Below are 14952 nucleotides of genomic sequence, written 5' to 3'. Positions count from 1 at the left end.
TTTACGCCAATGATTTTGATTGTTCTAATGCTCTTTTCTCTAATACTGCCTTGTAGTCTCTCGGTATCACCTTGATGAATTTCTCCTTATAGTTATCCCAATCTTCAAGGAATCTAGTTCCTAGACCTGATTTAGTCAGTTTCACATGTCTTTTGAGGAATGTCTTAATCGTGCTGAAATCTTCATCTTCCAAAATATCGATATCCACCAATTCAGGATTAATCTCTGTTATGTAATCTTTAAGGATATAGGCTATCCCGCCGCTCATTCCGGCAGCAAAGTTTCGTCCTATCTCTCCAAGATTCACTACCAAACCACCCGTCATGTATTCACAACCGTGATCACCAATTCCTTCTACTACAGTTTGCACACCGGAATTCCTTACACAGAATCTTTCCCCGCCTTTTCCATTGATATAAGCCTCGCCCGAAGTAGCTCCGTAGAATGCTACGTTACCTATGATGATGTTTTCTTCTGGAACAAACTTCGCGTTTCTGCTAGGGTAGATAATCAGTTTTCCGCCTGAAAGACCTTTCCCAAAGTAATCATTTGCTTCCCCTTCCAGCTCGAAGTTGACCCCTTTGGTGAGGAATCCTCCAAATGTCTGTCCAGCAGAACCTGTAAACTTAAAGTTTATTGTGTCCTCTGGCAGTCCTGGGCTTCCATATATTTTTGAAATCTCATTGGAAAGCATCGCTCCCACTGATCTATCAATATTTTTGATTTGGAAACTACCGGTAGAGGCCATTGCCTGCTCAAGTGATGGAAGTGCAGCTTTGATCAGCTGACGATCCAGTACCCGCTTAAGCTCGAAATCTTGATCAATCTGCTTATGAATACCGACGTGATCTGGAACTTCTACTTTGTGGAAAATAGGACTTAAGTCCACTTTATCCCACTTCCAATGGTTCAAATGACCAGTGGATTGAAGAACGTTACTTTGTCCTACCATCTCGTCAATGGTCCGGAATCCAAGCGATGCCATGATTTCGCGAAGATCTTGCACCAGGAACTGGAAGTAATTAACTACGTGATCTGGATCACCGGTAAATAGTTTTCTCAATTCTGGGTTTTGAGTTGCAATACCTACTGGACAGGTGTTTAGATGACATTTTCTCATCATGATACAACCTTCCACTACCAATGCCGCAGTTGAAATCCCCCATTCTTCAGCACCTAGTAATGTTGCAATTGCAAGATCACGGCCTGTTCTAAGCTGTCCATCAGTTTGAAGGGTTACTCGACTACGAAGATTATTTTTTACTAAAGTCTGGTGAGCTTCAGAAAGCCCAAGCTCCCATGGCAATCCTGCATGGCGAATTGAACTTAATGGTGATGCTCCTGTACCTCCATCAGCACCAGAGATCAGAATCACATCCGACATGGCTTTTGCCACCCCAGCTGCAACAGTACCTACACCAGCTTGAGATACAAGTTTGGTATTGATTCTAGCTTTTCTATTTGCATTTTTCAGATCGTAGATAAGCTGAGCCAAGTCTTCGATAGAATAAATATCGTGGTGAGGAGGAGGGGAGATCAATCCTACTCCTGGAGTGGAGTGTCTTACTCTACCGATCCAATCATCCACTTTATGTCCTGGAAGCTGTCCACCTTCACCAGGCTTGGCTCCCTGTGCCATTTTGATTTGAAGTTCCGCCGCGTTTGTTAGGTAGTTACTTGTTACACCGAATCTACCAGAAGCTACCTGCTTGATCGCTGAGCGTTCCCAATCTCCATTTTCTTTTTTCTCAAAACGAATCTCATCTTCTCCTCCTTCTCCAGAGTTACTTTTAGCGCCCATTCTGTTCATGGCTATCGCCAAGGTGGAATGTGCTTCGTGAGAGATTGATCCAAATGACATCGCTCCTGTTGCAAATCTTCGCATAATAGATGATGCTGGTTCTACTTCGTCTATAGGAACGGTGATTCGCTTTTTGAATTCAAATAAACCTCGTAAAGTCAAGGCGTCTTTGCTTTGCTCGTTGATTTTCGAGGCAAATTTCTTATAGAGACTGTAATCGTTTAAGCGAGTGGATTTCTGAAGCAAGTGGATAGTTTCAGGGTTGAATAAGTGTTTTTCACCTCTTCTCTTCCATTGATATACGCCTCCTTGCTCTAGGATCGGAGTGTCTGTCTCGTATGCAGCCCTGTGGCGAATCAATACTTCCTCAGCTAATTCGTCGAAGGAAATACCAGAGATTCTGGAGATCGTGCCTTTGAAGCATCTGTCGATTACTTCAGGGCCTAAGCCAATGGCTTCGAAAATCTGAGCACTTTGGTATGACTGAAGGGTGCTTATACCCATTTTGGAAAGAACTTTCAAAAGTCCTTTACCTATTGCATCTTGGTAATTTGAGAATAGTTTCTTCTGGTTTTTTGGGTTTTTCAATTCTCCCTTATCGTACATGTCTTTTAGAGACTCTAATGCCATGTACGGATTGATCGCTGAGGCACCATATCCAATTGCAGTTGCAAAATGGTGTGTCTCCCGGATATCTCCTGATTCTAATACCAAGCCAGCGCTAGTTCTGATTTTCTTTTTCACCAAATGGTGGTGAACTGCTCCTATTGCCAATAAAGAAGGGATTGGTGCATATTCTTCAGTACTATTTCGATCAGAAATAATAATGACGTTTTTTCCTTCGCTAATCGCTTTTTCAGCATCGTCGCAAATTTTGTTCAATGCTTCCAGTAGCCTCCCAGGCTTATGGTCTGCCAAAAAGAGACTGGTAAGTGTAGTGCATCTATAGCCCTGACCTTCCATATTTTTTACTTTTTCCAAGTCTTCGTTAAGAAGAACAGGTTGGGAAATATGGATCTGGCGGGTATGTTTTGGACTTTCTTCCAATATATTTTGTCCCACACCCAGACGGGTGAAAAGGGACATTACCAATCGCTCCCGAATAGGATCTATCGGTGGATTACTTACCTGGGCAAAAAGCTGCTTGAAGTAATTGGAAATGTGCTGACTCTCTTTGGACAAAACAGCTAGCGGGGTATCTGCTCCCATAGAGCCAATGGCTTCATAGGCAGTATCTCCCATAGGGCTTAGTACCACCTTGAGTTCTTCTGAGGTATAGCCAAATATGGTTTGTTGTTTCTTAATATTCTCCGTAGAATAAGGATGCTCCAGTTTTTTTGGATCATCTTCCAGGCGAAGTTTGATTCGCTGATCGGCTACCCACTGCTCATAAGGCTGCTTTTTACAGATTTCTCCTTTAACTTCCTCATCAAATACTACTCGTCCTTTTTCCAAATCAGCCCAAATCATTCTACCTGGACTGATTCTGCCTTTTTCTAATATCGTAGCTTCCCGAATAGGTAATGCGCCTGCTTCAGAAGATAGGATAAGCCGCTGATCTTTTGTAATAAAATACCTAAGTGGACGCAGACCATTTCTATCCAGTGTAGCCCCTACAGATTTACCATCTGTGAATAGCAAAGCTGCCGGTCCATCCCATGGCTCTACTAGTGATGCATGGAATTTATAGAAGGATTTTCTGTCACGATCCATGACTTCATTGTCCTGCCAAGCTTCTGGCACGAGCATCATCATAGCATGTGGAAGCGATCTCCCGCTTAGCGTCAGTAGTTCTACCATCGCATCAAGATTCGCTGAATCAGATTTCTGCTTATCCGTGATTGGCATCAGTCGGGAAAGCTCCTCATCAGTGAAATACTTCGATTTCATGAGGTTTTCCTTCGACTTCATCTTGTTCAGGTTTCCTTTGATCGTATTGATCTCACCATTGTGAGAAAGGAAACGGAATGGCTGAGCCAGTCTCCAGTTTGGAAACGTATTCGTAGAAAAACGAGAGTGAACTATTGCGAAAGCAGAGCCTATCCTTGGATTTTGTAAATCCTTGTAAAAAGCTAAAACTTGGTCAGTTCGAAGCTGTCCCTTATATATAAGTGTCTGACTGCTCAAACTCGCGAAATAGAATGACTGGTTCACGCCTGGAATCTTGGTGTTGATTTCAGAAGTGGAATAGTTTCTAAGCACATAAAGCTTACGCTCCAATTCAATACCGGTAAGCCCTTTTTTATGCTTGACAAAGAGCTGCTCTATATTAGGCATCACTTCAAGTGCTCCGGATCCCGGAACAGTTTCATCCACAGGAACAGATCTATAGCCGATCAATTCAAAATCAAGCTCTTCCAGAAGCTGATTGAGAAGCTCTTTCGACTTATGAAATAGCTGCTTGTTTTTTGGGAAAAAGGTCATACCCACGCCATATGATCCAGCTTCTGGAAGCTCAATCTCTGTACGCGCAGTGATATCCTTTAGGAACTGGTGTGGTACCTGAATTAATATGCCAGCACCATCGCCGGATTTGGGATCAGCTCCACGGCCACCACGGTGCTCCATGTTGCTCAGCATATATAAGGCATCGCTAATCGTCTCATGAGATGGAACTGCACTCAGATCGACAACCGCACCTATACCGCAGGAGTCATGCTCAAACTCCGATCGATACAAACCTTCTTGCATTTTTATAGAATTTATTAGGTTCAAAATTTCCAAAAATTACAAAAAAAAAATGTCCTATTAAAATTACGGCAATAAAACGGGCGCTTTAGTGCCTTATTACTTATGGATTTTAACTTTATTATAATTTTGGTAATTTCCTTTTTGGTGTGAAAAAGCGAACCGACCATTAGAATTTATAGCAGTATTTGAATAGATAGGGTCTTTTATTCACTTTTTCGTAAAAAATTATGTCAAGCTTGGGATTTTTGGGTACCGAAAAATAATTTCAAAAAAAATAAAATTATTTTTCGTGAATTTTGAAACGAAATCTTTGAATCTCTGGCCTTCTGATAGCCAGAAGAATATTATGCTGCAAAACCAATGAAACTAAAAATATTATACACTTATGTCTTTTAATCAGTATAAGGGCCTAGTGTATCCTTGTCTAAAGAATTGATGTGAACCTTGACTTTTTTGATTTTCCGAGAGTCCACTGCAAGGATTGTAAACTCAAAATCTTCAAACTTGATCTTGGTACCATTCTTCGGCAACTTGGAATTCAATTCTAAAAGTAGGCCACCAAGTGATTCGCTTTCACCTTTCACCTCTTCGAATATCTGCCCGTCTAATTCCAGTTTTTTACAAAAATCATTAAGTGAAACTTTACCTTCAAATATAAATGTAGCTGGATCAATTTCTTGGAAGAAAATATCATCATGGTCATCAAACTCATCGTTGATTTCCCCGATAATTTCTTCAATCAAATCTTCTAAAGTGACCAAGCCAGAAGTTCCTCCATACTCGTCCACCACAATTGCCATATGGACACGCTTTAGTTGAAAATCCTTTAATAGTGTATCTACTTTCTTGTTTTCCGGCACAAAAAAGCTCTTTCGGATCAATTCATTCCACGCAAAATCTTCGTCTCTTTCAATAAATGGAAGTAGGTCTTTTATATAGAGTATGCCTTGAATATTGTCAATAGTCTCCTCATACACCGGGATTCTAGAATAACCACTTTTATTGATTTTGTCCATCAACTCATGGAAATCAATTTCCATATCGACAGCTGTGATATCCATGCGACTTTGCATTACCTGCTTCACGGTCAGTGTACCAAAGTTTACTATTCCCCGCAGGATCTCACGTTCTTCATTCGGAGCATCCTCTGTGGTCAATTCTAAGGCTTGGTTCAGCTCATTTACGGAAAGTGAATAGCCTTTCTTCTCAATTCTCTTCTCGAGTAGATTACTAAAGGCCATCAGGAACTTAGAAAAGGGTTTAAGGATCGTGGAGAAAAAGCTAATACTCGGAGCCATGATCAGGCTAAACTCGACCTTGGCTTTATTGGCATAAACCTTAGGTACAATCTCACCGAAAAAAACGATCGCGAAAGTGACACCAATAGTCTGTACCAGAATTATAATTATTCCGGTTGCATTTTGCCCGAAAATCGACCATGCCACAAATGTCGTAAGCGTCACTATCCCGATGTTAATCAGGTTGTTGAGAATTAAAATGGTGCTGAGCAAGTTTTTTGGAGATTCTACTAGCCCGAGCACTTTTTTTCCACGGGGTGTATTCTCTTCTTCTATATTACCTAAATCCTCACTGGATAGGGAAAAAAACGCAACCTCTGAACCAGAGACTAGGGCAGAGCCTATAAGTAATAGTATAAAAAGCAACCCATTTAGAATCAGGTAACTTACCGAGGGTAAGCTAATCTGAGCGAGTAAATGGTAACTCGGGTAGGGATCGTCCATGTATTAAACCGCAAAGGTTAATGCAAAATTAAAAAATTCCCCTGAAAATAACTTCCAGGGGAATAGATTATTAAAACGGCAAATCGTCATCTTCTGTATCTGTAACCATTTCCTGCGCTTTTGGCGCTGAGGTAGGCGCAGCAGATGCTGGTCTTTGCTGAGGCGCTTGTTGAGCTGTGTTTTGGTTTCCAGCTCCATCAGGTTTAGCTCCGAGCATTGTAAAGCTGAGCACTCTTATCTTGGTTCGATAGCGATTTTGACCTTGCTCATCCTGCCAGATATCAGTTTTTATTTTGCCTTCTACGTAGATCTGACTGCCCTTTTTGAGGTATTGCTCTGCTATTTTTGCCTGAGCTCCCCACATTTCCAGATCGTGCCATTCGGTCTGCTCGACTCGCTCACCGTTCCTGTTTTTGTAAGCTTCAGTAGTAGCCATTCTAAGATTTGCTACTGTATTATCTCCTTCGAGATACTTTACTTCAGGGTCTGCACCGAGATTTCCTACTAGGATTACTTTATTTACTCCTGCCATAATTTTTTTAAGTTAAAGGTTGAAAAAGTGTAAGAACTTGAAGGTACTCAAATCCCTTGATCGTTCAAAAAGTTTACGATCAACTTTGGCTTGGCCAAATATTCAATCTTGTCTTCTGCAACCAGCATAAACCCCTCATTTTCGCACCAATTTTCAAGTTGATCCAAATTTTCTTCATCTATTTCCACTTCTGAGAAAACTACATTCAAGCGCTGGTGTGACAAAATGTGTCGGTATTTTTTTGGGAATTGCTGAATCTGTTCCTTAGCAGAGGATGGTATTTGAAGAGTTGGTGTTTGGGTATCAGCACTGGACTCTTCTTGAGGGAAGTCAAATAACCCCTCCCATATATCTCCTGAATTTCTTTTTTTCCACACCCATTTCTCCCCGCACTTAATCACATAATAGTGGAAATGTCGCTCTTTAATTTTCACCTTATTGATCTTCATTGGCAGCTCTGACACCATATTATATAGGAGTGCAAAACAGGAGGTTTTCAATGGGCAAATTTCACATCCTGGGCTCTTGGGAGTGCAGAGCCGCGCCCCGAAATCCATCATTGCCTGATTGAATTCCCCAGGTTGATCTTTCGGGATGATCTGATTGGCTAGTGTTTCAAATTCCTTTTTTGCTTTGGAACTTGCGATGTCTGTTACTATTCCAAAATATCTGGCCAACACCCGAAATACATTTCCGTCCACAACCGCTTTTACCTCACCATAAGCAAAACTGGCAATTGCTGCGGCAGTATAGCTGCCGACTCCTTTAAGTTTTAAGAGCTCATCATAGGTTTTCGGGAACTCACCATCCATCTCAAACCAGATACTTTTTGCACAAGCATGGAGATTCCTTGCCCTGCTATAATAACCTAAACCTTGCCATAGTCGGAGAACTTCTTCTTCTGGTGCCAAAGCAAGATCTTTTACGCTAGGGTAAGTCTCTACAAAAGCATAATAATAAGGTAACCCCTGCGCTACTCGAGTCTGCTGAAGAATGATCTCAGAGAGCCAAATTTTGTATGGATCTTGCGTTCCTCTCCAAGGTAATTCACGCGGATTTTCTTGATACCAAGCTAGTATTTGATGTGAAAAAGCCTGATATTCAGTGGCTTTGTGGGGCATAGTCAATTATTATTTATCATACAAATCAAGCTAATTTTTGTGAATATGTTTTTTAATTGCAATGGTTCTCGTACATTTGCAGTCCCAAAAACACTTGGTTAATAGGTTGTTAAGCTTATTTCGTAATTTCTAAATTAATATTACAGTGACTAAAGCAGAAGTAATCACTAAAATTTCGGACAAAACAGGAATCCAGAAGGATGATGTTACACAAGCCATCGAGGCGTTCTTCAAAGTAGTGAAGGATTCAATGTCTGAAGGAGACAACATCTACGTGAGAGGATTTGGTAGCTTCATCAATAAGAAGAGAGCTAAAAAAATCGCCAGAAACATCTCCAAAAACACAGCAATCGTGATCGACGAGCATTACATCCCGGCTTTCAAGCCATCTAAGGTGTTTGTGGAGAAGATCAAGAACAGTAAAAAAATCAAAGAATTAGCGCCTCAGGACTAAGTCAGGAGAGCTTTTGACATGAAAAGATCTCAGCTCATACTTATCATAATAGGAGCAATCACTGTTGGGGTATTATATGCTCTTCCTAGTGTGGTAGTAGATAATGAAAGTAAAGCAGATGGAGTTTCTCAGGAGAATTCACCTGTTTCTTCGGACTCTACTAATCCTATTGAGATGCATGAGAATGAGTTAAGTCCTGACCAGAGACTTCAGATAAATACGCTGAAACTTCAGATCGCTGAAAACTCTTCGAAAGAAGAAATGAAATCTTCCACGGAGGAAATCGCGGCGATATATCAGGAACTTGGGAAGTACGACAGTGCAGGATATTATCTTAGTTTGGCTGCGGATCAGCAGTCAGACCTGGCATTAGCAGAGAAAGCAGGAAACGCTTATTATGAAGCATTCAGTTTCGCGCTAGATCCAGAGAAAGTTTCTTATACTGCTGAGCAGACCCGAAAGTATTTAAACAAGGTGTTGGAAAACGATCCCACCCGTTTGGATTTGAAAACCAAGGTAGCGATGACTTATGTGTCCTCGTCCAACCCAATGCAGGGAATCACAATGCTGAGAGAAATCTTAGAGCAGGATCCACAAAATGAGGACGGGCTGTTCAACATGGGCGTGCTATCAATGCAATCAGGTCAGTATAAACGTGCCACTGAGCGATTCGAAGAATTGATCCAATATCACCCGGACAATCTTCAGGGGCAGTTTTATCTGGCAGTGAGCTATTTCGAAGCCAAGCAAAACAACAAAGCGAAAGCTCAGTTCGAGAAAGTAAAAACGATGACCACTGATGAAATGATCCTTGGCAGTATCGAAAGCTATCTCGAGAAGCTATAATTTATTTGTATCACTACTAAATCCAAAGACTATGCCTTGCGGAAAGAAAAGAAAAAGACATAAGATCGCTACGCACAAGCGTAAGAAGAGACTAAGAAAAAACAGACATAAGAAGAAGTAATACACTTCTTCTTATTGTCATTTGAGTAACACGTTCATTTACATATAATAAGACGAGATTTTGAGTACGGAATTGTTAATCGATTCTGCTCAAAACGGAAGTCGAATTGCTCTCCTTCACGACAAGAGCCTAGTTGAGTTGCATTCCGAAGGAATGGACAATGGTTTCAAAGTTGGAGATATTTACCTCGGTACAGTCCGCAAAATCGTCAATGGGCTCAATGCAGCCTTCATTGACGTAGGTTATGAGAAAGATGCCTTTCTTCATTACCAAGACCTCGGGGCAAATTTCAACAGCCTGACGAAGTTCACCAAAATGGTGCGCAACAACAACTACGGCAATTACAATTTGAAGGGTTTTGAAAACGAACCTGAAATCGATAAGATTGGAAAAATATCTGGTCCTCTATCGAAAAACCAGCAAATACTGGTTCAGGTCGTCAAAGAACCCATCTCTACGAAGGGGCCTCGACTATCCTGTGAGCTCTCTCTACCAGGTCGCTACCTCGTGTTGGTTCCCTTCTCAGATTCGGTCAACGTATCCAAGAAGATCAGAAGCAACGAGGAAAGAAGACGTCTCCTGAGACTCATCAATTCCATCAAACCAGCCAATTTCGGAGTAATAATCCGTACAGTGGCGGAAGGTCAGTCCGTTAGTGACTTAGATAAAGACCTTCGTAATCTTCTCACTAACTGGGAAGAAGGCATGGCAAAATTGTTGAAAGCCAAGAGTCGCGACAAAATAATTGGAGAGATGAGCATGGCTTCCTCACTTGTGAGAGACCTGCTCAACGAATCATTCGACGCAATCACCGTAGAAGAAGAATCTACTTACGATCAGATCAGATCCTACATCAGGAATATAGCTCCTGAAAAAGAAAAAATTGTAAAGCTTTACAATGGTAAAGCCAAGCTATTTGAAAGTTTTGGAATAGAAAAGCAGATCAAAAGCCTGTTTGGACAGACGGTCAGCCTTCCGCAAGGAGGGTATGTGATCATCGAGCACACAGAAGCCCTGCACGTCATTGACGTAAACAGTGGTAATAAGTCCAACCAGGAAAGTGACCAGGAATCAACGGCCTTAAAAACCAATCTGGTCGCGGCTAAAGAAATTGGCAGACAGCTCCGACTCCGGGATATGGGAGGAATCATCGTGGTCGATTTTATCGACATGAAAAAGGCAGAAAATAAAAAAGCCATCTTCGAAGCGATGAATCACGAGCTTAAGTTTGACAGGTCTAAGCATACTGTTTTGCCTCTGAGCAAATTTGGGCTCATGCAGATCACCAGACAGCGAGTAAGGCCTGAGGTCAATATTGTGACCAAAGAGACTTGCCCGGCATGCAACGGCACCGGCAAAATACAAGCGTCTATATTAATAGCTGATAAGCTGGAAAAAGACGTAGATCATATTGCTACTATCCAAAATGTAAGTAAAATACAAATTGGGCTGCATCCCTACCTGCACTCATACTTCACTACAGGCATTATAAGCCGAAGAGTAAAGTGGTTTTTCAAGTATAATAAGTGGATAAAACTGATCAAAGATTCTTCCCTACCCGTGACGGAATACAGATTCTTAGATGAATCTGGAGAGGAAATCGAACTACATGTAAAAAGCGAGACTGAATAGTCTCGCTTTTTTTATGGGGTTTTTTTTAACCGCAAAGGTCACAAAGGAAGCGCAAAGAGCGCGGGTAGTAAATGGGCTAGCCTTCGTAGCCTATAATAATGCAGTCTTCAGACTGCCGTTCAATGTTATAGAGCTATTCTAATGAATTGATTTTCGAGAAGTCAATCACTGCGAAGGCAGTCACATCGTCTGTCGTTTCTGAATAAAGGCTCAAAGCATAGCCATTTGGCGTATTAAACCCATACATACCGATTTTTTTTCGATTAAACTTTAGCTCTGCCTCCCGATCCAATTTTTCATCAAATACTAACAAGCGATTTCTTTCTTGTTCCATATTTTCCTGTGAAGGTCCTTTTACTCTCACCCAGCGTAGGATCTTTTCTGAATGGGTATCATAATCAAGACCATTGTATTTGCTGCTTGAATGATCAGGTTGGAATATTATATATTCGCCGCTTGGTACTGTTGTGCCTTTTTTAAACTCAAGGGATTCAGACGTTCCTGCCCATTTCCAAGTTTGTTTACCATTTTTCACCACCGCTATGGAGTCAGATATGGCGAAACCTATCAAGTGCTCGCCGCTAGATGGAATATAAATATGACTGAAAAGTCCTAATTGGTCGTCATTGAGGTATTCGGCAATAGTTTTTGGATAGATGAAATTGAAGTTTGAAAAAGTATCGGTGTCTAAATTAAAGGTCATCCCCCAGTTTTCATAGTCCAAAAAGTCCGCCATGAAGACGTAAGGGATATCTACAAAAAATAACTCATTTCCAGATTTTTGAACTTTGTTGTATCCTGCCGTCGAGTAGTTGGCATATTGCCTGCTTTCGCTTACCTCCGGAAAATTCCACCTGTTTATCACTTTTCCTTCAAAATCACATTGAATTAACTCTTTTTGCTGTGATAATACATAGAGACTTTTGTTGTCGACGAAAGCAGCGGTTATAAATGAACCTATACCATCTGGACCTTCCTTTTCATAAAGTTGCTTTTTCAGCTGCTTTCCTTCTGGAAAACTATATACTCGAAGTTGATGGTTTAGAAAAGTAACTAGTACTTCACCAGAATCAGTTTTGTAATAGCTGAAATTTTCCCCCAAGCTCTTTGTCAGCGTATCCTTCTCCAAGTACAAGGTATCTACTATCAAGTCCTTTAAATCTAGGATTGGAATTTCCTTTTGGGGCCTTGTGGAGCAGGAAACTCCAAAAATAATTAATGCTAAAAAATTAAATATGATCAACATTCTCATGGTTCAGGATTAAAGGTGTCTTGTAAATTAAAGAATTCGTCTTAAAAAAGACATACCGTTATATTAATTCGTGAATCCAGCCTTGTTAACTGCGCCCAGTGGATTTAAAGTTGATGTTTTATGAGCTAGGATGGTTGTTCTTATTGGAATCTCTTCCTCTATTATTCACGCAAAAACTAAATTAGAATAGCCATAAATCTAAATTATTGGTCTAACCAAGATTTGAAATCCCCTACTTTTTCGCGGCTGATCAAAATATCTTGGTCTGAACAATTTTTCAAAGTTACCTTCAGTCGGCTATTTGAATATGAAAAGATTCCATCGATAGAAGTCATGCTACACAAGTATTTTCTATTCAATCTGAAGAAATTTCCGGGATCTACCTGCTCTTCAGTTTGCTCCAAAGTACTTTCAAGAACATACTTTTTTGCTTCATGTGTTTGTAAAAATGTGACTCGTTCTTCACTATAAAAAAAAGAAATGTCTTCAACCGGAATACTCTGGATTTTCTCTCCGAATCGTACCAAAAACCTGGATTTATAGCTGGTTTTCTTAGGCGTCAGAAGGTTTTTCAGTACATCCAGCTCTATGGTGGATCTAATTTGATTTGCCTTGAACTTATCCACAGCCCTAGCTAAATCTTCAGGATCAATAGGCTTCAATAGATAGTCGATAGCATTTACATGAAAAGCTTTGATCGCATATTGATCAAAAGCTGTAGTGAAAATAATCGGTGTGGATAACTTCACTTTTTCGAAAATTTCAAAGCTTAATCCATCGGCCAGCTGGATATCACAAAAAATCAAATCAGGTGCTGGGTTTCTTTGAAACCATTCTATTGCCGTAGAAATACTATCTAGGTTTCCGAAGATTTCTGCATCTTTAAAATGTACCTCAATTTGCTTTAGAAGTAATTTTGCTGCAGGTTTTTCATCTTCTATAATCAAAATTTTCATGTGGATAACTCTAAAATTGGCAGTCGAATAATGAATTCATCTTCAGTATGGATTTCTTCCATATTCTCAGTTGAGATGAGCGCATACCTCATTTTAATGTTATTCAAACCCACACCCGTAGAAGGTTCCGTTTGACTTGATTTAGGCTGAAATGTGTTGCTCACCCAGAGATTTCGACCTTTACGAAAGATGTGGATAAATAGCGGATTGGCTTCGCTCAGGATATTATGCTTTATGGCATTTTCCAACAAAAGCTGAAGTGAGAGTGGAGGTAGAAAACCTGTGCTATCTTCTATCTCAATTTTATATTGAAGGCTTTCCTCAAATCGGATTTTTTGGAGCTCCAGATAATTTTTAGCAAAAGAGATTTCCTTTTCAAGTTCTACAATTTCTTCCTTCTGCACTTCCAGCACATAGCGGTAGATTTTCGAAAGCTTCTGGATAAATGCTGCCGACCTATCTGCATTTTCATAGACCAAACCAGAAAGTACATTCAGAGAATTGAACAAGAAATGTGGGTTGAGCTGATCCTTGAGTGATTGGTATTGACTTGCCAGTTTTTCGTTGCGAAGGATCTCGGCTTCCAAGGCTGATTTTCTCCATTCCAGTAGCCAGGATCGCGTTGTAAACAAAGCCATGAATCCTAAGGCGATCCACATAGGCATCAGGGCAAACTCGATCAGGTTGAAGAAAGGGACCTCATTCAGCGTAAAATTTCCTTCTAGCCACGAATAGAGAAAGACCAAACTGTAGGACACCAGGAATGCATAACTCATGTACGTGATGCTGGTCAATAGTAGCCGCTTTACCGGGTGATGAATCCATGAGATTCGCTGATCGTAGAAATTCTCAACTGCATTGCCTCCATAGCTCATGGAGATGGTGACGGCTAAGGAAAATAAGAAATCAGGAAATAGCTCTTTAATTCCCTCCCAACTCAAGAAACAGCGGGGACAGAAATACAACATTAGGACAGTTACAATTCCCAAGTTGATGATAAGAAAGTTTGGAAGAGTGCTCCAAATTCCATCCTTTGTTTTACAGTTTCTGTGTTGATTTATTTCTGGCATTTTGGGAAATTAATTAAAAAGACGCAATTCCTTTCTCTACCCAGACAAAGAAAGGAAATGCACTTTGGAGGTATGAATTACTTACATTTTGAGACTACTTGTTCGGCTTGTGTTTTACCCCAAGTAGGAAGAATGTATTCGCCATTGATTTTGGTTTCCTCTTTTTTATAGATATCCAGACTCATTTTGGCCATTCCACATGCTTTTTCGGGTCCGGTTCCAAAGAACTCTGACATTCCCAATTCCATTTGGGACATCAATGAAACTGCACGAGGATTTTCACGGTCAAGATTGATCGCTTTACCAAGAAGCTGCATAGCTTGTGGGCTCATTGATTGTCCTCGGCTAGCTGGGTCCAAACTTATTTTACCCATCAAGATGTAACCTTGTAAAGCAGTGATTTCTGAATTTCCTGGTGCAAGTTGATCTGCTTTTTTAGCCAGCTCCATGGCCTCATCCAGTGTTTTGTCTTTTTCAATATCAAATCGGAATGCGGCTTCAGTTTTAATCAAAGCGGCGTAGTAGTAAGGAAGCCACTCGGTTTCTGATGCCTCTGCAATTCTTAGAAATCCGTTGGTGACAGTTTGAGACTGCTCGAAGTTTTCAATGGTTTTTTTGGCTTCCAACTGTTTCTGCATAGCAGCGATATACGCTGGATCAGCTGCTTGCGCAAAAGCGATAAAAAGTATGGTTACGGCTAAAGTTAAGATTGATTTTTTCATGATTTCTGATAG

Annotated in this window: 11 protein-coding genes; 3 read left to right on the top strand and 8 right to left on the bottom strand. The window is 40.7% G+C overall.

What is annotated here, in order from left to right; translation table 11 throughout:
• Position 1: 1 nt before the first annotated feature.
• The 4 genes from gltB to mutY all read right to left on the bottom strand — a co-directional run bounded on the left by gltB (position 2) and on the right by mutY (position 7887).
• Positions 2-4492 (bottom strand): glutamate synthase large subunit, encoded by a 4491-nt coding sequence (gltB, locus tag LV83_RS00685; protein WP_111609600.1) that lies wholly within the window; start codon positions 4490-4492, stop codon positions 2-4.
• A gap of 392 nt (positions 4493-4884) precedes the next feature.
• Positions 4885-6234, bottom strand: a complete 1350-nt coding sequence (gene gldE / locus LV83_RS00680; protein WP_111609599.1) for a gliding motility-associated protein GldE — start codon at positions 6232-6234, stop codon at positions 4885-4887.
• Positions 6235-6304: 70 nt separating this feature from the next.
• Positions 6305-6766: a single-stranded DNA-binding protein gene (locus LV83_RS00675; protein WP_111609598.1), complete on the bottom strand. Its 462-nt coding sequence runs from the start codon at positions 6764-6766 to the stop codon at positions 6305-6307.
• A gap of 47 nt (positions 6767-6813) precedes the next feature.
• Complete coding sequence (gene mutY / locus LV83_RS00670; protein WP_111609597.1) at positions 6814-7887, bottom strand: A/G-specific adenine glycosylase; 1074 nt, start codon at positions 7885-7887, stop codon at positions 6814-6816.
• Between the two features lie 145 nt (positions 7888-8032).
• On the opposite strand from mutY, the gene LV83_RS00665 reads away from it, so the two are divergent.
• The 3 genes from LV83_RS00665 to LV83_RS00655 all read left to right on the top strand — a co-directional run bounded on the left by LV83_RS00665 (position 8033) and on the right by LV83_RS00655 (position 10940).
• Positions 8033-8341 (top strand): HU family DNA-binding protein, encoded by a 309-nt coding sequence (locus tag LV83_RS00665; RefSeq protein ID WP_091696410.1) that lies wholly within the window; start codon positions 8033-8035, stop codon positions 8339-8341.
• Positions 8342-8359: 18 nt separating this feature from the next.
• Complete coding sequence (locus tag LV83_RS00660) at positions 8360-9187, top strand: tetratricopeptide repeat protein (RefSeq protein WP_111609596.1); 828 nt, start codon at positions 8360-8362, stop codon at positions 9185-9187.
• A 181-nt stretch (positions 9188-9368) separates the two neighbouring features.
• Positions 9369-10940: an Rne/Rng family ribonuclease gene (locus LV83_RS00655; protein WP_111609595.1), complete on the top strand. Its 1572-nt coding sequence runs from the start codon at positions 9369-9371 to the stop codon at positions 10938-10940.
• Positions 10941-11073: 133 nt separating this feature from the next.
• On the opposite strand, the gene LV83_RS00650 is transcribed toward LV83_RS00655, so the two are convergent.
• The 4 genes from LV83_RS00650 to LV83_RS00635 all read right to left on the bottom strand — a co-directional run bounded on the left by LV83_RS00650 (position 11074) and on the right by LV83_RS00635 (position 14940).
• Entirely contained in the window at positions 11074-12192 is a 1119-nt protein-coding gene (locus LV83_RS00650) for a DUF4221 family protein (RefSeq protein ID WP_111609594.1), read from the bottom strand.
• 203 nt (positions 12193-12395) lie between these two features.
• Entirely contained in the window at positions 12396-13148 is a 753-nt protein-coding gene (locus LV83_RS00645; protein WP_111609593.1) for a LytR/AlgR family response regulator transcription factor, read from the bottom strand.
• Complete coding sequence (locus LV83_RS00640; RefSeq protein WP_111609592.1) at positions 13145-14218, bottom strand: sensor histidine kinase; 1074 nt, start codon at positions 14216-14218, stop codon at positions 13145-13147. The genes LV83_RS00645 and LV83_RS00640 overlap by 4 nt, the downstream gene beginning before the upstream one ends.
• A 77-nt stretch (positions 14219-14295) precedes the next feature.
• Positions 14296-14940 (bottom strand): tetratricopeptide repeat protein, encoded by a 645-nt coding sequence (locus tag LV83_RS00635; RefSeq protein ID WP_111609591.1) that lies wholly within the window; start codon positions 14938-14940, stop codon positions 14296-14298.
• Positions 14941-14952: the final 12 nt, after the last annotated feature.

The sequence above is a fragment of the Algoriphagus yeomjeoni genome (genome assembly GCF_003259505.1).
GTDB lineage: Bacteria > Bacteroidota > Bacteroidia > Cytophagales > Cyclobacteriaceae > Algoriphagus > Algoriphagus yeomjeoni.
This window is presented reverse-complemented; position numbering and strand designations above follow the sequence as displayed.